The organism is Stenotrophomonas sp. S4 (assembly GCF_054187805.2).
In genome coordinates, this window is record NZ_CM196188.1 from 4,581,406 (window position 1) to 4,603,698 (window position 22,293).

A 22,293-nucleotide genomic window follows, 5' to 3' on the forward strand; every position below is an offset into this window, starting at 1 on the left:
CGCCGTGGCCCTTTATCCTTTGCACATGAACGCCCCGCTCTTCCCTATCTCCCCGCTGCTGCCACAGATCCAGCAGCACCTGGCCGCGCAGCCGCGGCTGGTGCTGGAGGCGCCGCCCGGCGCCGGCAAGACCACCCAGGTGCCGCTGGCGCTGCTCGATGCACCGTGGCTGCAGGGGCGGAAGATCATCCTGCTGGAACCGCGCCGGGTCGCCGCGCGCAGCGCCGCGCTGTTCATGGCGCGGCAGCTGGGCGAAGAGGTGGGCGGCACCGTCGGCTACCGCATCCGCTTCGAGAACAAGGTCTCGGCGCGCACCCGCATCGAGGTGGTCACCGAAGGCATCCTGACCCGCATGCTGCAGGACGACCCGATGCTGGAAGAGGTCGGCGTGATCCTGTTCGACGAATTCCACGAACGCCACCTCAGTGGCGATCTGGGCCTGGCGCTGGCGTTGGACGTGCAGGCACAGCTGCGCGATGACCTGCGCCTGGTGGTGATGTCGGCAACGCTGGATGGTGAGCGCCTGGCCCGCTTCCTCGATGCACCGCGCCTGAGCAGCGAAGGCCGCAGCTACCCGGTGGCGATCAGCCATTTCCCGGCGCGCCGCGATGAGGCGCTGGAACTGCAGGTGCGCCGCGCAGTGCAGCAGGCCCTGGCTGAGCATCCCGGTGACCTGCTGGTGTTCCTGCCCGGCCAGCGCGAGATCGCGCGGGTGCAGGCCGGGCTGCAGGAATCGCTGGATGCGGGTGTTGAAGTGCTGGCCCTGCACGGCGAACTGCCGGTGGAGCAGCAGGCGCGGGTCCTGCAGGCGGCCAGTGATGGTCGTCGGCGCGTGGTGCTGGCCACCAACGTGGCCGAGTCCTCGGTGACGCTGCCCGGCGTGCGCGTGGTGATCGACAGCGGCCAGGCGCGCGAACCGCGCTACGACCCCAACAGTGGCTTCACCCGGCTGGACGTGGTGGGCATCGCCCAAGCGTCGGCCGACCAGCGCGCGGGCCGTGCCGGCCGCGTCGCCGAAGGCGTGGCCTGGCGGCTGTGGCCACAGTCGCAGCGGCTGGAACCGCAGCGCCGCGCCGAGATCGATCAGGTCGAGCTGGCGGGACTGGCGCTGGAACTGGCCGCCTGGGGCAGCAGCGACCTGCGCTTCCTCGATCCGCCGCCGGCGGGCCCGATGGGTGCAGCGCGCGAACTGCTGCAGCGGCTCGGCGCGCTGTCCAGCAGCGGCGCGATCACCGCGCTCGGCCGCCGCGTGCTGGCGCTGGGCACGCATCCACGGATGGCGGCAATGCTGCTGGCCGCGCCCGATGCCCGCACGCAGGCACTGGCCGCCGATCTGGCCGCCCTGCTGGAGGCGCGCGATCCGCTGCGCCAGGGTGGTGAAGCACTGGCCGCGCGTTGGCGGGCGCTGGCCGCGTTCCGCAACGGTCGCGCGCCGGGTGACGCCAACCGCAGCGGGCTGGCCGCCATCGATGCGGCGGCCAAACAATGGCGACGTCGCCTGCGCTGCGATGCCGGGCCACCGGCCAGCATCGAGGCGCACGAACTCGGTGACCTGCTCGCACATGCGTTCCCGGACCGCATCGGTGTCCAGCACCCCAGCGATCCGCTGCGCTACCTGTTGGCCAATGGTCGCAGCGCACGCCTGCACGAGCTGAGCGACCTGCGTGGCGAACCGTGGCTGGTAGCCAGTGAACTGCGCTTCGAGGCACGCGACGCGCTGCTGCTGCGTGCCGCACCGGTGGACGAGGGACAGCTGCGCAAGGCCTGGCCGGAGCGCTTCGTGACCGAAGATGTGGTGCGCTGGGACAGCGAGCGTCGCGCCCTGGTGGCACTGCGCGAGACCCGTTTCGACCGCATCGTGCTCGACAGCCGCTCGGCCGGCCGGGTCGATCCGCAGCACGCCGCGCAGGCGCTGACGGATGCGGTGGCTGAACTCGGCCTGCAGGCGCTGCCGTGGACCGAAGGCCTGCGCCAGTGGCAGGCACGGGTGGAATCGCTGCGCCGCTGGATGCCCGAGTTCGGCCTGCCCGACTGCAGCGACGACGCCCTGCTGGCCACGCGCGCGCAGTGGCTGCAGCCCGCGTTCGCCGGCAAGACGCGACTGGATGCGCTGGACGAGTCCAGCTTCGGCGAGGCGCTGAAGTCACCGCTGGAGTGGTCACAACGGCAGCTGGTCGAACGCCACGCTCCGACCCGCATTACCGTGCCGTCCGGACTGGAGCGGCCGATCACCTATGCGCTGGACAGCGAGAGCGGCGATCCGCTGCCGCCGGTGCTGGCGGTGAAGCTGCAGGAACTGTTCGGCCTGGCCGACACGCCGCGCATCGCCGATGGCCGCGTGCCGCTGACCCTGCACCTGCTCTCCCCCGGCGGTCGCCCGCTGCAGGTCACCCAGGACCTGCGCAATTTCTGGGAAAACACCTACGCCGAAGTGAAAAAAGAAATGAAGGGCCGTTACCCACGTCATCCATGGCCGGATGATCCGTGGACGGCCACGGCCACGCACCGGGCCAAGCCGCGCGGCACCTGAGGGGTGGGGTCGGATCCCATTGCATTGCAATGGGCTCTGACCCCCGTACATCGTGCTGGGGTCAGAGCCCTTTCCCAAAGGAAAGGGATCCGACCCCACCCTGCCTGATCCTGAATGGCTGGGGTAGAGTCACACCACGTGCCACCCCGGCTGACATACCGTTTACGGGCAACACGCGACACTGGACTTCGACCCGAGGCAAAGGACCCCCCGCATGAGCAAGCTGACTGTAATCACCGACCGCGCTCTGGAGCGCGCCCTGGAGCTGGCCCATACCGCCGGCGATGGCCTGAAGAGCGCCGGTGGCAGCCTGCGCAATGCGGACTGGATCAAGACCGGTGCCGCCATCGGCGCAGTGAAGACCGGCGGCAAGGCCGCCACCAAGTTCGTGCGCCGCAATCCGGCAGTGGCCGTGGCCGCTGCAGCAGTGGGTGTCGGCCTGCTCGGCTATGCGCTGTACCGCAAGCAGCAGAAGAAGAAGGCCGCCAATGGCCACGTGGTGAATGGGCAGGCGCAGCGCATCAGCGCACGCGACCGCCGCAACGACACCGTCGTGGACGAGCACAGCGATATCGGCAGCGACGCCTGAGTTTGCCCGGGTCAGAGCCCTTCCTGCGGAAGGGGTCTGACCCCAAGGCACGGCATGAGGGTCGGACGCCGCAAGGCCTCCGGCCCTTTCTGTATCAACCGATCTGCCGCCACTGCCCAGGCTGCAGGTCATCGAGCCGGTACGGCCCCATCGACACCCGCACCAGCCGCAACGTCGGCAGGTTCACCGCCGCGGTCATCCGCCGCACCTGACGGTTGCGGCCCTCGCGGATCGTGATCGCCAGCCAGCTGTCAGGCACGGTCTTGCGGAAACGTACCGGCGGATCGCGCGTCCACAGCGTCGGCGCCGGGTCGAGGCGCTCGACCTTCGCCGGCAGGGTCGGCCCATCATTGAGCACCACGCCTTCGCGCAGCTGCTGCAGCTGCTCGTCGCTGGGCATGCCTTCCACCTGCACCCAGTAGGTCTTGTCAGCCTTGTGCTTCGGGTCGGTCAGCTTGTGCGCCAGCGTGCCGTTGTCGGTCAGCAGCAGCAGGCCCTCGCTGTCATGGTCCAGGCGACCGGCGGCATACACGCGCGGCGGCAGGCCGAACCCGGCCAGGGTCGGCCGCGGCGGCACGCTGCGGTCGGTGAACTGGCAGAGCACGTTGAAGGGCTTGTTGAAGGCGATCAGCATTGCGGGCACGGCGGGTGGCAGGTAAGGCATTGTCCCATTCCCGCATCGCCGCCGCGATCACCGGCTACTCAGCCGAAGACCTTCCTTTCCATCAACAGCGCGACGAGCACCAGCACGACGCCGCACGTGGCGGCAGCGTTGGCCTGGTACCGCAGCCGCGCTACCGGTGGGCAGGCCCTGCGCGCACGATCGTCCCAGAGGCCACCAACGAGCAGCGCCGCAAAACCTGCCGCCGCCACGAGGTCATGCACGTGACCCGCATGGAACACGAAGTCGTACAACCGCGGCAGCGCCATCAACGCGAAGGCGAAGTACAGCACTTTCTTCAACAGCACACTCCATTGACGGCAGCGCCGGGCATTGCCCGGCGGCTACCCATTCCATCCGACACCGCGCTGCGCGCTGACCGGACGCAGCCCGGCGCCACCGGCTACGGCTTGATGAAGCGCAGGGTCATGCGGTCGCTTTCGCCGATCGCCTGGTACTTCGCATCATCGGCCTTGTCGTGCTGGTTGGTCGGCGGCAGCGTCCACACGCCGTTCGGGTGGTCCTTGGTGTCGCGCGGGTTGGCGTTGACCTCGCTACGCGCGTCCAGCTTGAAGCCGGCGGCCTCGGCCATCGCGATCACCTGCTGCTGGCCGACATAGCCGGTGTCATCGTCGTCGGCCACATCGGCCTTGGCGCGATGCTCGACCACGCCCAGCACGCCGCCCGGCTTGAGCACGTTGAAGAAGCCCTGGAACATGCCCTGCGCCTGGCCGGCCTTGCGCCAGTTGTGCACGTTGCGGAAGGTCAGCACCACATCGGCTGAACTGGCCGGGCCGAACACCGGCTTGGCCGGATCGTAGGCCACCACCGCGGTCTTGCCGAACTGTGCCGGCGCAGCGGCGTACTTCTTTTCCAGGCTGTCGCGGCTGCGCTGCTGGTAGTCACGGCCGCGGCCTTCGGCAACGGCCATCGGATCGACCACGGCGGCAACGTAGTGGCCCTTGTCGTGCAGCAGCGGCGCCAGGATTTCCGAGTACCAGCCATTGCCGGGGGTGATCTCGATGACGGTCTTTTCCGGCGTCACCTTGAAGAACGACAGCGTCTGCGCCGGATGACGGAAGCCATCGCGCTTGACGTTGTTGGCATCGCGGGTCGACGCCTTCACCGCCGCATCGATGGCCGGTGAGACCTGGATCTTCGCCGGTGCCACCGTGGCCGGTGCGGCGAACGCGGGAACAGCGGCAAGCAGGGCCGAAGCAAGCAGCAGGCGGCAACCACGCAGGGACGAAGCAGGCATCATCGGAGCGACTCCAGCGGAAGATGCGGCGAGACTAGCAGCCGCGGCGTCCCAGGTGTTCACAAAACGTTAGCTGCGTGCGTATCGCGGAACACTGTTTTGTGGTCGCCGCCGCAGCACGGTCACACAACGCGTTCTATTCTGGAGCACTTCCCCCAAGGAGTCCGTGCCCATGACGGCAACCCGCGAACTGGGCCGCTCCGGCCTGCATGTACGTCCGCTCGCATTCGGCGGCAACGTGTTCGGCTGGAGCGCCGATGAAAAGGCCAGCTTCGCCCTGCTCGATGCCTTCGTCGACGCCGGCTTCAACCTGGTCGACACCGCCGATGTGTATTCGGCCTGGGTGCCCGGCAATGCCGGTGGCGAATCGGAGACGTTGATCGGCAAGTGGTTTGCCCGCAGTGGCAAGCGCGACAAGGTGGTGCTGGCGACCAAGGTGGCCAAGTGGGCCGAACGCCCCGGCCTGACCCCGGACAACATCAATGCCGCGGTCGAGGATTCGCTGCGCCGCCTGCAGACCGATGTGATCGATCTGTACCAGGCCCACGAGGATGATGAGTCGACGCCACTGGAAGCGACCCTGGCCGCGTTCGGCCGCCTGATCGAAGCCGGCAAGGTACGCGCGATCGGTGCTTCCAACTACAGCGCCACGCGCCTGGCCGATGCGCTGAAGGTGTCCACCGACTACAAACTGCCGCGTTACGAAACCCTGCAGCCGGAGTACAACCTGTACGACCGTGCCGGCTACGAGAAAGAGCTGGAACCGCTGGTGCAGCGCGAACAGATCGGCGTGATCGGCTATTACGCCCTGGCCAGCGGCTTCCTCAGCGGCAAGTACCGCACGCCGGCCGATGCAGCCAAGAGCCCGGCACGTGGCGAAACGGTGGTGAAGCGCTATCTGAATCCGCGTGGCCTGCGCATTCTGCAGGCGCTGGATGACGTGGCCAGCAAGCACACTGCCAGTGCCGCGCAGATCGCACTCGCATGGCAGATCGCACGGCCGTCAATCACCGCGCCGATCGTCAGCGCCACCAGCGTCGAGCAGCTGCACGATCTGCTGGCGGCGGCCAACGTGTCGCTGAGCGTGCAGGATGTCGCGCAACTCGATGCCGCCAGCAAAGAAGGCTGAGGTGTAGTGCCGGCCGCTGGCCGGCATCGCACAATGCCGAAGAAAATAATTGAACAAAATGGTTGCGCACGAGTAAATCGTGGTTTATCGTGCGCACCTCGTTTCAACAACCACTGGAAACTTCCCTTGAACGCGCATTCCGTCGCCATCGCCAAACTGCTGCCATGCCTGCGCATGGACGTGCTGGCGCGCGCGTTCGGCAAGGAAGTCCAGCTGACAACGGCCTGATACCCGCCCTGCGGAGATCGGCCACCCCGATCTCCGAGGCTTGACGACGCCCTCGGAACGCAAGTCCCGGGGGCGTTTTCGTTTGCGTCGGCACAAGGACCCGCGATGCCAGAACTGCACCCCGCGCGGCAACCCGCCGCTCACTGACCCAGGTTTTTCCGCCCCGCCGGAGGATTTACTTCGCGCGAGTGGCGACGCCTGGACATTATCTGCATCGCACCCAAACATTATCGCTCGCGATAATGTCGGCGGCTTGCACCCTCGATTCTCCAACGGTCCCGTTTCAACCACGGGCTGGTGCGCGCGGCGTTGCCGTGGCGTATGCCGGAGGTCGCGGACATGCCATCGCCTGGATCGCCTGCTGGGGGCAGGCACCGGTTCGCCGGTACGCGGTTCGATTCCGCGCGGTTCACCACTGGATAGCTCAGTCGGGTAGAGCAACGGATCCTGATTCCGTCTGTCGTGGGTTCGACTCCCACTCCAACCACATGACCTGTCACGTCATGACTTGAAGCAACACCCGGGGCGCAAGCCCCAGCGGCCATCGTCGCCATCCACGGACACCGCCTTCGGGCAGGAACGTGGAAGGCAACGGACCGCTCGCCGGGCCCCGGCCCGCCGCCACTGCCAGCCACGTTCCGCACCGGCGCTGCCTGCCGGGAACGACGATGGCAGCAGAGCCGGTGCACCGAAGGCTCCGTGCGCGGACCGTCCGCCGGTGGCCGCCCTCTTCCGCTGCCTGCACGTGGTGTGCAGGCGGCCTCGCCACGACCTGATCGACCCGGGTCATGGCGATTCATCCGCAACGGGTCGAACCACCAGAGCCATACAAGGAGAGACTCCCATGTTCTGGACCATCAAGGTCGTGATCGGCGACGGCGAGCGCGGCCTGGTGTATCGCAACCGTCGTTTCCAGCAGATCCTGCTGCCGGGCGTGCACCGCCTGTCGCCGTTCGGCGGCCGCCCGCACGTGGACATCCACACTGCATCGAAGGGCGCGGCCTACACCGGCAGCGACCAGGACAGCCTGATCGAGGCACTGGGCGCACGGCTGGACACGCACTTCGTGTTGGCCAACGTCGGTGCTGCCGAAGTCGGCCTGTTGCTGCGCAATGGCCGCATCGATGAAGTGCTGCCGCCGGGCAGCCGCCGTCTGTACTGGCGGGGTTCGGTCGACACCCAGGTACGCGTGATGGCGCTGGGTGACGAGCCGCGCATTCCGGCGGACGTGCAGCAGCGCCTGGGCCAGTTGGGCGTGCTGCCGCGTGTGGCGGTGATCAGCACCGTGCCGAGCGAGTCGGTCGGCCTGCTGTTCATCGATGGCACGCTGCGGCAGACGCTGGACGCCGGCCTGCACGCATTCTGGAACTTCAACGGCAACGTATCGGTGGAGCGCGTGGAGCTGCGTGCGCGCTCGCTGGACGTGTCCGGCCAGGAACTGCTCAGCCGCGACAAGGTGACCCTGCGGGTGAACCTGGCTGCGACCGTGCAGGTGGTCGACCCGGTGCGTGCACACCGTACGCTCAGCAATGCCGATGAGTTCGTCTATCGGCAGCTGCAGTTCGGCCTGCGCCAGGCCATTGCCGCACGCAGCCTGGACGAGCTGCTGGGTGACAAGGCGGCACTGGACGGCGAGATTGCCGCCCATGTGCAGGCGGCGATCGAGGGCCACGGCGTACGGTTGCTCGGCGTGGGCATCAAGGACGTGATCCTGCCGGGCGAGATGAAGGAGATCCTCAACGGTGTGGTGCTGGCCGAGAAGCAGGCCCAGGCCAGCGTGATCCGCCGTCGCGAGGAGGCCAACGCCACGCGTTCGCAGCTCAACACCGCAAAGCTGATCGAGGACAACCCGGTGCTGATGCGCTTGAAGGAGCTGGAGGCGCTGGAGAAGGTCACCGAGAAGATCGACAAGCTCACCGTGTTCGGCGGCCTGGATGGCGTGCTGAAGCAGCTGGTGACGATCAGGTAGGGGGTAGCGGTGGCGCAGGGACGCGCCACCGGCCCATCAAGGACATAGACGAAGACATGGACACTCAACACAACTATCAATGGCTGCACGCCGAGGGCACCACGCCGATCAAGGGCTGGGTCAACGGTGTGCCGCTGGAAGCGCAGGCGCATGAGCAGCTGCGCAACATCGCCGCGATCCCGTTCGTCGGGCCGTGGGTGGCCGTGATGCCGGACGTGCACCTGGGCAAGGGCGCGACCGTGGGCTCGGTGATCCCGACCCGCGGTGCGATCATCCCGGCCGCGGTCGGCGTCGACATCGGCTGCGGCATGGCCGCCGTGCGTACCACGCTGCGCGCCAATGACCTGCCCGATGACCTGCGGCAGCTGCGCAACAGCATCGAGCGCAGCATCCCGGTCGGCAACGGGCGCGGCGGCGAGCATCAGCGCATGCCGGACAGCATCCACACCCGGCTGGTGCAGTCCGGGCTGGCCGCCGGCCTGGAGAAGATCAAGGACAGGCACCGCAGGATCCGCACCGACAAGCTCGACCGCCAGCTGGGTACGCTGGGCGGCGGCAATCACTTCATCGAACTGTGCCTGGACGAGACGGATACGGTGTGGGTGATGCTGCACAGCGGATCGCGTGGCACCGGCAACCTGATCGGCACGTACTTCATCGAGAAGGCGCGCGAGGAACTGGCCCGGCGCGTGCTCGGCTTCCACCTGCCGGACAAGGACCTGGCGTTCTTCATGGAAGGCGAGCCGCTGTTCGATGACTACGTTGAAGCGGTGTCGTGGGCGCAGGACTACGCCCGGCAGAACCGCGAGGCGATGATGTCGCGGGTGCTGGCCGAAATGCGCCACCGGTTGCCGAAGTTCCAGCTGGCAGCGATGGCGGTGAACTGCCACCACAACTACGTGCAGAAGGAGACGCACCACGGCCAGGAACTGCTGGTGACGCGCAAGGGTGCAGTGAGCGCCCGCGAGGGCGAGCTGGGCATCATTCCCGGCAGCATGGGCACGCGCAGCTACATCGTGCGTGGCAAGGGCAACGCGGACAGCTTCCACAGCTGCAGCCACGGTGCCGGCCGGGTAATGAGCCGTGGCGCTGCGCGCCAGCAGATCACGCTGGCCCAGCACCGCGAGGCCACCGCGCACGTGGAATGCCGCAAGGACAGCGGCGTGCTGGATGAGTCGCCGGCCGCGTACAAGTCGATCGACGATGTAATGGCCGCACAGCTGGACCTGGTCGACGTGGTGCACACCCTGCGCCAGGTGCTGTGCGTGAAGGGATGATGGAGCGGTGCCGGCCAAGGCCAACACCCACCGCGCCTCAATCGCGCGCGACCGCTCTGCAGTAGATCCTCGCCATGCGTGGATGGAACTGCGCCGACCGAGGTCGGCCTCTACCAGAGCAGCACGTCATGCCGGGGGTCAGAGCCCTTTCTGCGAAAGGGATCTGACCCCGAGAGGTTCAGCGCGGCACGCTGTCTTCGCCCACCAGCGCATGGTGCATGCCGATCCCCGCACGCACGCCTTCGGCGGTGGCCAGGGTGATGTTGCCGACCGTGGTCGCATCGCCTGCGGCATACACGTTCGGCACCGAGGTCTGCTTCATCGCATCGACCTCGATCAGCACGCCCAGCGGGCTCTCGGCCAGCGTGCAGCCGAGCTGCTGCACCAGCGGCGTGGCCATCGCCTGGGTGGCTGGCACGAACAGCGCACGCTGGGCGATGCGGCGGCCATCGGCCAGCTCCACTTCCAGCCAGGTCGGCTGGTCGCCCTGCACCCCCAGCACCGGTGAGGTCTCGATCTGCACGCCGCGCTGCTGCATGGCCGCCTGCTCCTCGTCGGTGATCGGCAGGCCCTGGCTGAAGAAGGTGACATTGCCCCAGTCGGCGAACAGCGGCGCCTTGCTGGCCGACATCGGATGGCCGCCGAGCAGGCCGATGGCACCACCACCCACCTCATAACCGTGGCAGTAGGGGCAGTGCAGCACGGTGCTACCCCAGCGCTCGGCCAGTCCGGGCAGGTCCGGCAGCTGGTCGGCGATGCCGCTAGCCAGCAGCAGCTTGCGCGCGGCCAGCACCTGGCCATCGGCGGTGCGCACTTCCACGCCATCGGCGCTGGCGGTGGCCTGCACGGCTTCGGCATGCACCCAGCGCACGCTGGGGTAGTCCAGCAGCTGCTGGCGCGCGGTTTTCAGCAGCTCGGCGCCGCTGATGCCATCCAGCCCCAGTACCCCGTGCGAATGGCTGGCGAAGCGGTTGCGCGGCGAACCGGCGTCGATCACGGTGACTGGGCGACGGGCACGGGCCAGGATCAGGCCGGCGGCGATGCCGGCATAGCTGCCGCCGACGATGAGCACATCAGGATTCATGATGACCTTCCAGGGAACGGTGATGGGCGAGATGGCGGGCGAAATCGGCGCCGAGCTGGTCCAGCGTGGTCGCCTGCAGGCGCTGTTCGAGCAGCCGCTGCGCCTCGCGTGCGCCCTCCAGCAGGGCACTGTTGACCAGCTGCTGGATCGGGCAGCCGCCGCCCGTATCGCGGGTACCGACCTGCACCAGCGGCGGTGCGCCCACCGCCAGGTAGATGTCATGCAGGGTGATGGCTGCGGCGTCGCGGGCCAGCTGGCTGCCGCCCCCATGGCCGCGGGCACTGTGCACCAGGCCGGCCTTGTGCAGCTGCGCCAGCAGGCGGCGGATCACCACCGGGTGGGTCGGCAGGCACGATGCCAGCTGCTCGGAGGTGCGCGGGGCGGATTGGCCGACTAGGTGCGCCATCACGTGCAGGGCATCGGAGAGCGGGTTCGCGGATTTCATGTAACAACAATAGTTACATTTAATTCTCCTGTCGAGGGTCCGCATTCGTTCCATATGGACACATTTGTCCTATGAAATAGTTTCTTCACATCACTAAACGAAACGCGAATGTGATGCGCGTCGCACTTCAGTGTGTGTGCGACGGGTCGATACCGCAGTGCCCCTTCCCGAGAGTTCTTCCCCATGAATGCGTCTGTCCGTGCTCCGCGCCTGCAGTCCAAGCTGCTCGGCGCGGTTTCTGTTGGTCTGGCCGTGGTCCTGCTGTGCGCTTTGGCGGGCCTGGCCTCCGCCTGGTTGAAGTTGTCCACCGAGGTTCCGCCCGAAGTCGCGCACAGCCGCGATGCCGAACGCCTGCAGCGTGAGTTCCGCGGCCAGGTGCAGGAATGGAAGAACGTGCTGCTGCGCGGCCACGACGACGCGTTGCGTCAGCGCCACCTGGAGGTCTTCGACAGCGAAGGCCATCTGGTCGAGCAACTGGCCAAGGGCCTGGTGACCAGCCCGGACGCGCGCACGCGTGAACTGGCACAGGCGTTCATCGGCCTGCACGCACAGTTGCAGCAGGACTATCACGCGGCGCTGCAGGCGTTTGCCGAGGCCAGCTACGATCCCGCCGCCGGCGACACCCTCGTGCGGGGCAAGGATCGTCCGGTGGCGGCGGCACTGGACGCCCTGAGCACGCACGCCACGCAGGTGGCCGAAGCGGCGCTGGCGGCACGCTCGCACCAGGCGCGGCAGACCCTGCTGCTGTGCGCGGCACTGACCGTGCTGGCCGCGGTACTACTGCTGATGGGCTTGGCCTGGTGGCTGCGGCGTGCGGTGGTGCAGCCGGTACTGGCAGTGGAAGCGGCGGCGCGCGCAGTGGCCGCCGGTGACCTGCAGCACGTAGTACAGGTGCGCAGCCGCGATGAGATCGGTCGCCTCGCGCAGGCCATGCAGGCGGTGCAATCCACGCTGCGCGGCGTGCTGGATGCACAGACCGCGATGGCGCAGGCGCACGAAGCCGGCACCATCAGCCATCGCATGGACGCCGCTGCGTTCCCCGGCGCGTTTGGCACCATGGTGGCCGACTGCAACACGCTGGTCGACGCGCACATCCAGGTCAAGATGCGCGCGATCTCGATCATGGGCCGCTATGCCGTCGGCGACCTCAGCCAGGACATGGAGCGCCTGCCCGGCGAGAAGGCGGTGATCACCGAAGCGCTGGATGCGGTCAAGCACAACCTCGGTGCGATCAACGGCGAAATCCGCCGCCTGGCCGAAGCGGCGGCCGCCGGTGACTTCAGCCAGCGTGGTGACAGTGCCCGCTTCGAGCATGATTTCCGCGCGATGGTCGAGGGCCTGAACCGCCTGATGCAGACCACCGAGCTGAACCTGGGCGAGGTCTCCAGCATGCTGCGCGCCATCGCCGATGGCCGTCTCGGCGCGCGCATGGATGGGGATTTCCAGGGCGTGTTCGCGCGTATTGCCGGCGATGCCAATACCACCGCCGCGCAGCTGGCGACCATCGTCACCGACATCAAGCACGCCTCCGGCAACATCCACACCGCTGCGGCGGAGATCGCCGCCGGCAACAATGACCTGTCGCGCCGCACCGAACAGCAGGCCGCCAACCTGGAAGAGACGGCGGCGTCGATGGAGGAACTGACCTCCACCGTGCGCCAGAACGCCGAACATGCGCGCCAGGCCAACCAGCTGGCAATCGGCGCGCATACGGTCGCCTCGCACGGTGGCAGCGTGGTCGGCCAGGTAGTGGCAACGATGGGCGCGGTCGAAACCTCGTCGCGGCAGATCGCCGAGATCATCAGCGTGATCGATGGCATCGCGTTCCAGACCAACATCCTGGCGCTGAATGCCGCGGTGGAGGCGGCGCGCGCCGGTGAACAGGGCCGCGGCTTCGCGGTGGTCGCCAGCGAAGTGCGCACACTGGCGCAGCGCTCGGCGGCGGCCGCGAAGGAGATCAAGTCACTGATCGAAGCCTCGGTGGAACAGGTCGGCCATGGCGCGCAGCGCGTGCGCGAGGCCGGCGACACCATGGCCGAGATCGTTGCATCGGTGCAGCGCGTGACCGACATCATGGCCGAGATCTCCGCAGCCTCGCAGGAGCAGAGCGCGGGCATCGAACAGGTCAGCCAGACCGTGATCCAGATGGACGGCACCACCCAGCAGAACGCCGCGCTGGTGGAAGAGGCCAGCGCCGCCGCGCGCAGCCTGGAGCAGCAGGCGAACCGGTTGATCGATGCGGTGGACGTGTTCGATCTGTCGACCACGGCGGCGGCGAAGGGCGGGCTGGCACGCGCGGCCTGATTGATGCGGTTGCCGGCCAGCGGCCGGCAGCAGAATCCGTGCGGACCAACGGTCCGCACCCACCATAGGGGCCGTGCCGGTCGCTGGCTGGCAGCGGCCTCGCGGTCATACACGGTGATGCAATGCACCGTTGCCGGCATGCACGCGGTCACTGGCCTACCCTTTGCCGGATATTCCCGCCTCCCTCCCCCTCTGCTGGAGCCCCCCATGACTGTCCCCGCCTTCGGTCTCGGCACCTTCCGCCTGAAAGACCAGACCGTGATCGACTCCGTGCGCAACGCGCTGGAGGTCGGCTACCGCGCCATCGATACCGCGCAGATCTACGGCAACGAAGCCGAAGTCGGCCAGGCCATCGCCGACTCCGGCGTGCCACGCGGTGAGATCTACCTGACCACCAAGGTCTGGATCACCGCGTTCAAGCGCGATGCGCTGCTGGCCAGCCTGCGCACCAGCCTGGAAAAGCTCCGCACCGACCAGGTGGACCTGGCGCTGATCCACTGGCCGTCGCCGAACGACAAGGTCGACGTGCCGATGGAGGAGTACCTGACCGCACTGGCCGAAGCCAAGGCACAGGGCCTGACCCGTGAGATCGGCATCTCGAACTTCACCATCGCGCAGATCCGCAAGGCGATCGGCATCCTCGGTGCCGACGCCATCGCCACCAACCAGATCGAGATCCACCCGTACCTGCAGAACCGCCTGCTGGTGAAGTTCCTGCAGGACAACGGCATCCATATCACCGCCTACATGAGCCTGGCCTATGGCGAAGTGATCAAGGACCCGGTGATCCAGGCCATTGCCGGCCGGCACCAGGCCACCCCGGCGCAGATCGCACTGGCGTGGGCGTTGCAGCAGGGCTTCTCGGTGATCCCGTCGTCGACCAGGCGCGAGAACCTGTCGAGCAACCTGGAAGCGGCAGCGATCCGCCTGACCGACGAAGACATGGCACAGATCGCCAAGCTGGATCGCGGCCATCGCCTGGCCAACCCCGAAGGAATTGCCCCGGCCTGGGATTGATTCCAACGACGGCACGCAACTGCCTTGGTCGGCGCAGACGTCGGATCGATCGATGAAACACCGTGCCGACCAAGGTCGGCACCTACCAGAGTCAGGGCTGCCTATCGCCTTGCAGCAACCACCCACGCATCGCCGCACTGACCTCGTCCGGCTTCTCCATCGGTGCCAGGTGCCCGCAGTCGGGCACCACCACCAGCTGCGAGTGCGGCACCATCGCGTGCATCTCCTCGCTCACCGCCAGCGGCGTGATGCGATCGTTCGCGCCGCACACGATCAGCAGCGGATCGCGGTAACCGGCCAGCACGTCATGGCCATCGCGGCGCTCCAGCGCGCTCTGGCGCAGGAACACTTCAGCGCCCAACCGCGCGGTCATGTCGCGCACGCGCTGTACCAGCACGTAGTCGTCCAGCCGCGAAGCATCGATGTAGCTGCGCATCAGCACATCACCGAAGCCGTGGAATTTCCCCGGCAGGCGCACGCTGGCGCGCTGGCTGCGGCGCTGCTCGGCGCGCTCGGGTGAGTCGGCGTGGATCGAGGTGTCGATCAGCGCCAGCTGCAGTACCCGCTCCGGCGCGATGCGCAGGATCTGCTGGGCCACGAAGCCACCCAGCGAGAAGCCGGCCAGCGCAAAGCGCTCCGGTGCCTGCGCCAGCACGTCCTCGGCCACCGCCTGCAGGGTCTCACCTCGGGTCTGGTCGCCTACGGTGCAGTCGGCGATATCGGCCAGGTCGGCCAGCTGCGCGCGCCACAGCTCGGCATCGTTGAGCAGGCCGGGCAGCAGCAACAGGGGGATACGGTCGGTCATGGGGCTATTGTCGCGCCAGCGGGGTGACGGAACCATGCCGCAACGGGCGATTGCGTTGTAGAGTCGAGCACAGCCAGTCGAGCATGGCTCGACTCTACAGAAGGCAGCGACACGGACGCGACCATGGCAGACCCCTACAACAGCGGCACCCCTTCCCCGCCGGCACTGCGCTTCGACGATGCGCTGGTCACCACCGCCTTCGAGCTGCCCGGCCATCGCGTCGTGCGCAACCTCGGCGTGGTGCGTGGCATCACCGTGCGCTCGCGTTCGATCGTCGGCAACTTCCTGGGCGGCATCCAGACGCTCTTCGGTGGCAACATCACCATCTACACCGAGCTGTGCGAACAGGCCCGCGAGGAGACCTACCGCGACATGGTCAAGCACGCGCGGCAGCTGGGTGCCAACGCGATCATCGGCATGCGCTACGACGCCACCGATGTGATGACCGGGCTGACCGAGGTGCTGTGCTATGGCACGGCGGTGGTGGTGGAACCGATGCGGTGAGACCGGTGCATCGTCGAGCGCGGATCACGCCGCCGGCGGCACGTCGGGCACCTCGACCTGCTGCACCGGCAGGGTCACTATCATCACCGTCGGATCGTCCGGGTCCAGCTTCGTCTTGAAGCCCAGGCTCTGGCACATCGCCAGCATGGTGCTGTTCTCGCGCAGCACCTGGCCTTCGACCACGTCCAGGCCCAGCCACTTGGCGTACTCGATCATGATCGCCATCAACCGCCAGCCGATGCCGTGGCCCTTCAGGTCCGAGCGGATCAGGATGCCGTACTCGCCACGGTGGTAATCGGCATCGGCGTGCAGGCGTACCGCGCCCAGCATTTCGCCACTGCGCGGTTCGATCGCCACCAGCGCGATCGAGCGTGCGTAGTCGAGCTGGGTCAGGCGCGCGATGAACTCGTGGCTGAAGTGCTTCACCGACTGGAAGAAGCGCAGGCGCAGGTCCTCGTCGCTGACACGAGCGAAGAACGCGCGGAACAATGCGTCGTCCTCCGGCCGCACCGGGCGCACGAAGGCACGGCCGCCATCGGACAGTTCGATGGTGCGCTCCCACTCCTTCGGGTATGGGAACACCGAGAAACGCGGGTGGCCGCGGCCCTTGTGTAGGATGCGCGACGGCGCCACCGCCACGCGCGCGTCGAGGGCAAGGATGCCCTTGCCGTCGACCAGCAGCGGATTGATGTCCAGCGTGCGCACTTCGGGAATGTCGGCGGCCAGCTGTGCCAGCTTGACCAGCGCCAGTGCCAGTGCACGCTCGTCGGCGGCGGGCACATCACCGTAGGCCTTCAGGATGCGCGAGGCACGCGTCTGGCCGATCAGCTCGTGGGCCAGGCGCAGGTCCAGCGGTGGCAGCGCCAGCGCCTTGTCGTTGATCACTTCGACCGCGGTACCGCCACGACCGACCACGATCACCGGGCCGAACGTTGCGTCATCGGCAATGCCGACGATCAGCTCACGCGCCTTCGGACGCACGATGGTCGGCTGCACCAGCAGGCCGTCGATGCGCGCATCCGGCCGCAGCTGGCGCGCACGCGACAGGATCGCGTTGGCCGCGCTCTGCACCGCCGGCAGCGTGGACAGGTTGAGGCGCACACCATCCACTTCCGACTTGTGCGGAATATCCGGCGAGAGAATCTTCAGCGCGACCGTGGCACCGCGCTCCAGCAGCGGTTGCGCCAGGTCCATCGCCTCGTGCGCATCACGCGCGTGCATCACCGGCGCGGAGGGAATGCCATAGGCCTTGAGCAGTTCATGCGTGGCCAGCGGGTCCAGCCACTGCTGGCCGTTGGCCAGTGCGGCATCGACCAGCGTGCGCGCGGCGGCCGTGTCGACGCTGAAGTCCTGCGGCAGGCTGGGCGGCGTTTCCATCAACGCGTTCTGCGCTTCGCGGTAGCGCACCAGGTGCTGGAAGCCACGTACGGCTTCGGCCTCGGTCGGATAGGTCGGCACCCGCGCCGCGTTGAGCGTGGCAGTGGCCTGGTCATCGTTGCCCAGCCACACCGCGAACACCGGCTTGTCGCGATGATGGCGCGGGCGCAGGCCGAGCGTGCGGGTGAGCGCCTGCGCGGCGTCCGCCGATGAGGTGAACGCGGTCGGCACGTTCACCACCATCACCGCGTCGTTCTCGTTGTCGGCCAGCAGCGCCTCGATGGCCGCGGCATAGCGGTCACCATCGGCGTCGACCACGATGTCGACCGGATTGCTGCGCGACCAGCCCTGTGGCAGCACCGCGTCGAGTTTCTCGATGGTGCTGTCGGACAGGTTGGCCAGCGTGCCACGCAATGCGATCAGCTGGTCCACGGCAAGGCGACCGACACCGCCACCATTGCTGAGGATGGCCAGGCGGCGACCGGGGAAGGTCCCCAACCGGCCCAGTGATTCGGCAGCAGTGAACAGTTCGTCCAGCGCGCTGACGCGCAGCAGGCCGGCGCGGTTGAACGCTGCACCGTACACATCATCGGCGCGGGCGAGGGCCTGCACATGGGTATCGCGGCTGCCCGGCTGCACGCGCTCGGCGCGGCCAGACTTCACCACCACCACCGGCTTGGCGCGGGCGGCGGCACGCGCGGCCGACATGAATTTGCGCGCGTCCTTGATCTGCTCGACATAGAGCAGGATGGCGCGGGTGCGGTAGTCGGTGGCGAAGTAGTCGAGCAGATCGCCGAAGTCGACGTCCATCGTGTCGCCCAGCGAGACCACGGCGGAGAAGCCGACCGAGCGTGCCACGCCCCATTCCACCAGCGCGGCGGCAATGGCGGAGGATTCGGAGATCAGGGCGAGGTCGCCGGCCTGCGGAAAATGTGCGGCGATGCTGGCATTGAGCCGTGCATGCGGTGCGATCACGCCCAGGCAGTGCGGGCCGAGGATGCGCAGGCCATGCTTGCGGGCCACCGCTTCCACCTGTGCCGACGGCGAATCCGGGCCTTCGCCCAGGTGCGCGGTGAGGATGATCGCCGCCTGCACGCCACGTTCGGCGGCAGTGCGCACCACCTGCGGCACGATCGCCGCCGGTGCGGTGATCACCACCAGGTCGGGCACCCAGTCCAGGTCCTTCAGCCGCTTGACCGTGCGGATGCCATCGATCTCGGCATGCCGCGGATTGATCCACGCCACCTTGCCGGGGAAGCCGGTACCGCGCAGGTTGCGCATCACCGCACGCCCGGCCGAGCGCTCGCGCGGGCTGCCGCCGATCACCGCGACCGACTGAGGACGGAACACGGACTGCAGGTGGTAGGTACTCATGCGCCTACGGTACCCAAAAAAGGGGACGGAGGGGATTAAGTCGTTTGTGCACAAACGACTTAATCCCCTCCGTCCCCTTTTTGTTCTGCGTGCCGACCAAGGTCGGCACCTACCGGAGCACGGTGGTTCCGGCTTACAGCAGCGTGCCGTGCAGGATCATCGCGGCGATGCTGAAGTAGATCACCAGGCCGGTCACGTCCACCAGGGTGGCTACGAACGGGGCCGAGGCGCTGGCTGGATCGAAGCCGAGCCGCTTCAGGATGAAGGGCAGCATCGAGCCGGACAGCGAACCGAAGGTGACGATGCCGACCAGCGCCGCACCGATGGTGATCGCCAGCAGGATCCAGTGCTCGCCGTAGTCGTGCAGGCCGCCCAGCTGCCAGATCACGATACGCACGATGGCCAGGCAGCCAAGGATCGCGCCCAGCACCATGCCGGTCGGGATCTCGCGCAGGGCCACCTTCCACCAGTCGCGCAGGCGCAGTTCGCGCAGCGCCAGGCTGCGGATCAGCAGCGAGGTGGCCTGCGAGCCAGAGTTGCCGCCCGAGCTCATGATCAGCGGGATGAACAGGGTCAGCACCACCGCGCGTGCCAGTTCGTCTTCGTAGTGCTGCATCGCGCTGGCGGTCAGCATCTCGCCCAGGAACAGCACGCTCAGCCAGCCGGCGCGCTTGCGCAGCATCTCGAAGAAGCCGATCTGCATGTACGGCTTGTCCAGCGCTTCCATGCCGCCGAACTTGTGCGCGTCCTCGGTGGATTCCTCGATCAGCGCATCGAGCACGTCGTCCACGGTGACGATACCGAGCATCTGCTGCTGCGCGTCGACCACGGGGATCGCCAGCAGGTCGTGGCGGCGGATCAGCCGTGCCACTTCTTCCTGGTCCATCAGCGCATCCACCGTCACCGGCGGATTGACCTGGGCCACGTCCAGGATCGATTCCTCGGGCAGGCCGGTGATCAGCCGGCGCATGGTCACCACCTGCTGCAGCTGCTGGCTGGCCGGCTCCAGCACGTAGATCGCGTACACCGTCTCGCGGGTGCGCTCGACCTGGCGGATGTGCTGCAGGGTCTGCGCCACGGTCCAGCTGGCAGGCACCGCCACGTACTCGGTGGTCATCAGCGCACCGGCCGTGTTCGGCGGGTAGCTGAGCAGCTTCTGGATGGCCTGGCGGGCGTCGGTGCCCAGCAGTGGGATCAGCCGCGCGCGCTCTTCTTCGTCCAGCTCGTGGACGATGTCGGTGGCGCGGTCGTCGGCCATCAGGCCCAGCAGAGCCGCAGCCCGCGCCGGTGGCAGCGCGGCCACCAGCTCACCGCTGCGGTGCAGCTCCGGCGCTTCGAGCATTTTCACTGCACGCGGCAACGGCAGCGCAGCCAGCGTTTCCGCGGCGCGGGTCAGTTCCAGCGTGTTGAGGAATTCCACCGCGTCAGCGGTGTTGTAGTTCGCCAGCGGTGCGGCCAGTGCGGCGGCATCGGCCACCGGGCGCAGCAATTGCTTCTGGTTCATCGGTTTTGCCTTGTGGGGGTGCGACCTCGCGCAACGCCAACGCAGGCAAACCGTCCCGATGTCAGGCGGTGGCCATCGCTGGCGTCGAACGAGGTCGACTTCTACTGTCGCTGGACATGGGTTGGGGACTCCGGGATGCGTATGCCGACGGACGCGCCGCCAGCGGCGGGCAGTCTGGACCCGTGGGCCATGCAGGTCAACCCGGCCGCCCCGCGCCGAAGCCCGGCCGGTTGTTCTCGTGCGTACACAGACCGGCGCGCATAATGTCGTGGTGGCGCTCGCCACGCCCTTCCCCACCCGAACGGACGCGCAGCGGGCTCCCCCGATGACCAGGTATTCCCATGCATAGCGGTGGTCTGGAACTGGCCCTGGTGCTGCTGCTGGCGGCGGTCATCGCCGTGCCGGTGTTCAAGAAGTTCGGCTTCGGCGCGGTACTGGGCTACCTGGCGGCCGGCGTGGTGCTGGGCCCGGACGGACTGGGCTTCGTGCAGGACGCCGACCGCATCCTCGGCGCCGCCGAGATCGGCGTGGTGATGCTGCTGTTCGTGATCGGCCTGGAACTGTCGCCGGCGCGCCTGAAGGTGATGCGGCGCTCGGTGTTCGGTGCCGGTGCGGCGCAGGTGGCGCTGTCCGGGCTGGTGCTGGGCGGCCTGCTGCTGCTCGACCATTTCCAGTGGAAGAGCGCACTGGTGGTGGGCGTTGCACTGGCGCTGTCGTCCACCGCGGTCGGCCTGCAGCTGCTGTCCGAGCACAAGGCGATCAACAGCGACCATGGCCGGCTGGGCTTTGCCATCCTGCTGTTCCAGGACCTGATCGCGATCCCACTGTTGGCGGCCATCCCGCTGCTGGGCGGGGTGAAGAACGAGACCCTGCGCATCGAGGATGCGATGGTGGCGCTGGGCGCGCTGGCACTGGTGATCCTGTGCGGGCGACCGGTGCTGCGCAAGGTGTTCAGCATCATCGCGCGCACCCGCAGCCCGGAAGTGTTCACCGCCACCGCCCTGCTGGTGGTGCTCGGCACCGCCTGGTTCATGCAGGAAGCCGGCCTCAGCCCCAGCCTGGGCGCGTTCCTGGCCGGCGTGCTGCTGTCCGATTCGGAGTTCCGGCACGAACTGGAAGCGCAGATCGAGCCGTTCAAGGGCCTGCTGCTGGGCCTGTTCTTCATCGCGGTCGGCATGGGCATCGACCTCGACCGCATCGCGGCCGAGCCGTGGCTGATCGCGGCCGGCGTGGCGATCCTGCTGGTGGTCAAGTTCGGCCTGCTGTACGCAATCGGGCGTATCGCCAAACTCAGTTCACGGCAGTCGCTGCTGCTGGGCAGCGTGCTCTGGCTGGGCGGCGAATTCGCCTTCGTGGTGTTCAACGAAGCGCAGCGCGCGCACCTGCTGGGCAACGCCAACCACGACCGGCTGGTGGCGATCGTCGGCCTGTCGATGGCGATCACGCCGCTGCTGATGATCGCGCTGCTCAGGTTGCTCGGCCAGGAAAAGGCCGCACCGCGCCAGGCGGCCGAGGCCGACAAGGTGGCGCCGGACAACCGGCCCAAGGTGCTGATCGCCGGCATGGGACGCTTCGGCCAGGTAATTGCACGCCTGCTGACCGCGCAGAAGGTGCCGTTCGTCGCGCTGGAGGCGAACCCGGACACCGTGGCCGACCTGCGCCGCTTCGGCAACCAGCTGTACTACGGCGACCCGACCCGGCCGGAGATGCTGCGCGCTGCGGGCGGTGAACACATCGATGTGTTCGTGATCACCGTGGATGACCCGGAGACCAACCTGCGCGCGGTGCGCATGGTACGCCGGCTGTACCCGGACGCGAAGGTGCTGGCGCGTGCACGCAACCGCCAGCATGCGTGGCGCCTGATGGACATGTCGGCCGAGCCGTTCCGCGAAGTGTTCGGCACCAGCCTGGAGATGAGCGGGCGCGTGCTGACCGCGCTGGGCGTGGCACCGGACGTGGCCGAGCGCCATGTGCAGCGCTTCCGCGAGCATGACGAACAACTGCTGCGCGACCAGTACCTGGTGTACGACGACGAGGCCGCGGTGATCCAGACCTCGCGCGATGCACGCAACGACCTGATGCACCTGTTCGAGGCCGACGCGGAGAGCGACGGCGAGTAGGCGTGCCGACCAACGGTCGGCACCCACCCGCTGCGGATTCCGGCAGTAGATCCACGCCATGCGTGGATGGCGCGATATTGGGGTCAGAGCCCTTTCCGTTGGAAAGGGATCCGACCCC

The 22,293-nt window shown here is 67.7% G+C and carries 17 protein-coding genes and 1 tRNA gene; 10 read left to right on the forward strand and 8 right to left on the reverse strand.

The window, feature by feature from the left end; genetic code table 11:
- The first annotated feature begins 25 nt into the window (after window positions 1–25).
- Window positions 26–2,530, forward strand: coding sequence for an ATP-dependent helicase HrpB (gene hrpB / locus ACUZUJ_RS21360; RefSeq protein WP_458220314.1), 2,505 nt, complete (start codon window positions 26–28; stop codon window positions 2,528–2,530).
- Window positions 2,531–2,744: 214 nt separating this feature from the next.
- Window positions 2,745–3,119, forward strand: a complete 375-nt coding sequence (locus tag ACUZUJ_RS21365) for a hypothetical protein (RefSeq protein ID WP_005420251.1) — start codon at window positions 2,745–2,747, stop codon at window positions 3,117–3,119.
- 94 nt (window positions 3,120–3,213) lie between these two features.
- Here ACUZUJ_RS21365 and ACUZUJ_RS21370 read toward each other — a convergent pair whose 3' ends face one another.
- The 3 genes from ACUZUJ_RS21370 to ACUZUJ_RS21380 form a co-directional block, all read right to left on the reverse strand.
- Entirely contained in the window at window positions 3,214–3,753 is a 540-nt protein-coding gene (locus ACUZUJ_RS21370) for a pseudouridine synthase (protein ID WP_197587458.1), read from the reverse strand.
- 68 nt (window positions 3,754–3,821) lie between these two features.
- Entirely contained in the window at window positions 3,822–4,073 is a 252-nt protein-coding gene (locus ACUZUJ_RS21375; RefSeq protein WP_510468088.1) for a hypothetical protein, read from the reverse strand.
- A gap of 110 nt (window positions 4,074–4,183) precedes the next feature.
- On the reverse strand, window positions 4,184–5,041 hold the full coding sequence (locus ACUZUJ_RS21380) for a class I SAM-dependent methyltransferase (protein WP_458220315.1): 858 nt from the start codon (window positions 5,039–5,041) through the stop codon (window positions 4,184–4,186).
- A gap of 169 nt (window positions 5,042–5,210) precedes the next feature.
- Here ACUZUJ_RS21380 and ACUZUJ_RS21385 point away from each other — a divergent pair, with 169 nt between their 5' ends.
- From ACUZUJ_RS21385 to ACUZUJ_RS21400, 4 genes are all read left to right on the forward strand, one after another.
- Window positions 5,211–6,167, forward strand: a complete 957-nt coding sequence (locus ACUZUJ_RS21385; RefSeq protein WP_197587228.1) for an aldo/keto reductase — start codon at window positions 5,211–5,213, stop codon at window positions 6,165–6,167.
- A 644-nt stretch (window positions 6,168–6,811) separates the two neighbouring features.
- Window positions 6,812–6,882 (forward strand) — tRNA-Gln (locus tag ACUZUJ_RS21390).
- 357 nt (window positions 6,883–7,239) lie between these two features.
- The gene (locus ACUZUJ_RS21395) at window positions 7,240–8,364 is read left to right on the forward strand and encodes a slipin family protein (RefSeq protein ID WP_101766291.1); all 1,125 of its coding nucleotides are present in this window, start codon (window positions 7,240–7,242) and stop codon (window positions 8,362–8,364) included.
- A gap of 56 nt (window positions 8,365–8,420) precedes the next feature.
- Window positions 8,421–9,641 carry an RtcB family protein gene (locus ACUZUJ_RS21400; RefSeq protein WP_049413214.1) on the forward strand — a complete coding sequence of 407 codons (1,221 nt, stop codon included), beginning with the start codon at window positions 8,421–8,423 and terminating at the stop codon, window positions 9,639–9,641.
- A 178-nt stretch (window positions 9,642–9,819) separates the two neighbouring features.
- On the opposite strand, the gene ACUZUJ_RS21405 is transcribed toward ACUZUJ_RS21400, so the two are convergent.
- Both ACUZUJ_RS21405 and ACUZUJ_RS21410 read right to left on the reverse strand, forming a co-directional pair.
- Entirely contained in the window at window positions 9,820–10,725 is a 906-nt protein-coding gene (locus tag ACUZUJ_RS21405) for an NAD(P)/FAD-dependent oxidoreductase (protein WP_101766292.1), read from the reverse strand.
- Entirely contained in the window at window positions 10,715–11,170 is a 456-nt protein-coding gene (locus tag ACUZUJ_RS21410; protein WP_014038911.1) for an Rrf2 family transcriptional regulator, read from the reverse strand. Before ACUZUJ_RS21410 ends, ACUZUJ_RS21405 begins: the two co-directional genes overlap by 11 nt.
- A gap of 183 nt (window positions 11,171–11,353) precedes the next feature.
- Between ACUZUJ_RS21410 and ACUZUJ_RS21415 the strand changes: the two genes are divergently transcribed.
- Together ACUZUJ_RS21415 and dkgB are read left to right on the forward strand one after the other, a co-directional pair.
- Window positions 11,354–13,474 (forward strand): methyl-accepting chemotaxis protein, encoded by a 2,121-nt coding sequence (locus ACUZUJ_RS21415; RefSeq protein ID WP_458220316.1) that lies wholly within the window; start codon window positions 11,354–11,356, stop codon window positions 13,472–13,474.
- 207 nt (window positions 13,475–13,681) lie between these two features.
- Window positions 13,682–14,491, forward strand: a complete 810-nt coding sequence (dkgB, locus tag ACUZUJ_RS21420; protein ID WP_458220317.1) for a 2,5-didehydrogluconate reductase DkgB — start codon at window positions 13,682–13,684, stop codon at window positions 14,489–14,491.
- Window positions 14,492–14,582: 91 nt separating this feature from the next.
- Here the strand turns inward: dkgB and ACUZUJ_RS21425 are convergent, their stop codons facing one another.
- Complete coding sequence (locus ACUZUJ_RS21425) at window positions 14,583–15,296, reverse strand: alpha/beta fold hydrolase (protein ID WP_119006921.1); 714 nt, start codon at window positions 15,294–15,296, stop codon at window positions 14,583–14,585.
- A gap of 123 nt (window positions 15,297–15,419) precedes the next feature.
- On the opposite strand from ACUZUJ_RS21425, the gene ACUZUJ_RS21430 reads away from it, so the two are divergent.
- Window positions 15,420–15,800 (forward strand): YbjQ family protein, encoded by a 381-nt coding sequence (locus ACUZUJ_RS21430; protein ID WP_014038915.1) that lies wholly within the window; start codon window positions 15,420–15,422, stop codon window positions 15,798–15,800.
- A 24-nt stretch (window positions 15,801–15,824) separates the two neighbouring features.
- On the opposite strand, the gene ACUZUJ_RS21435 is transcribed toward ACUZUJ_RS21430, so the two are convergent.
- Window positions 15,825–18,551 (reverse strand): bifunctional acetate--CoA ligase family protein/GNAT family N-acetyltransferase, encoded by a 2,727-nt coding sequence (locus ACUZUJ_RS21435; RefSeq protein ID WP_458220318.1) that lies wholly within the window; start codon window positions 18,549–18,551, stop codon window positions 15,825–15,827.
- A 133-nt stretch (window positions 18,552–18,684) separates the two neighbouring features.
- The gene (gene mgtE, locus ACUZUJ_RS21440) at window positions 18,685–20,055 is read right to left on the reverse strand and encodes a magnesium transporter (protein WP_014038917.1); all 1,371 of its coding nucleotides are present in this window, start codon (window positions 20,053–20,055) and stop codon (window positions 18,685–18,687) included.
- Between the two features lie 341 nt (window positions 20,056–20,396).
- Here mgtE and ACUZUJ_RS21445 point away from each other — a divergent pair, with 341 nt between their 5' ends.
- Window positions 20,397–22,175: a monovalent cation:proton antiporter-2 (CPA2) family protein gene (locus tag ACUZUJ_RS21445; protein WP_101766297.1), complete on the forward strand. Its 1,779-nt coding sequence runs from the start codon at window positions 20,397–20,399 to the stop codon at window positions 22,173–22,175.
- Window positions 22,176–22,293: the final 118 nt, after the last annotated feature.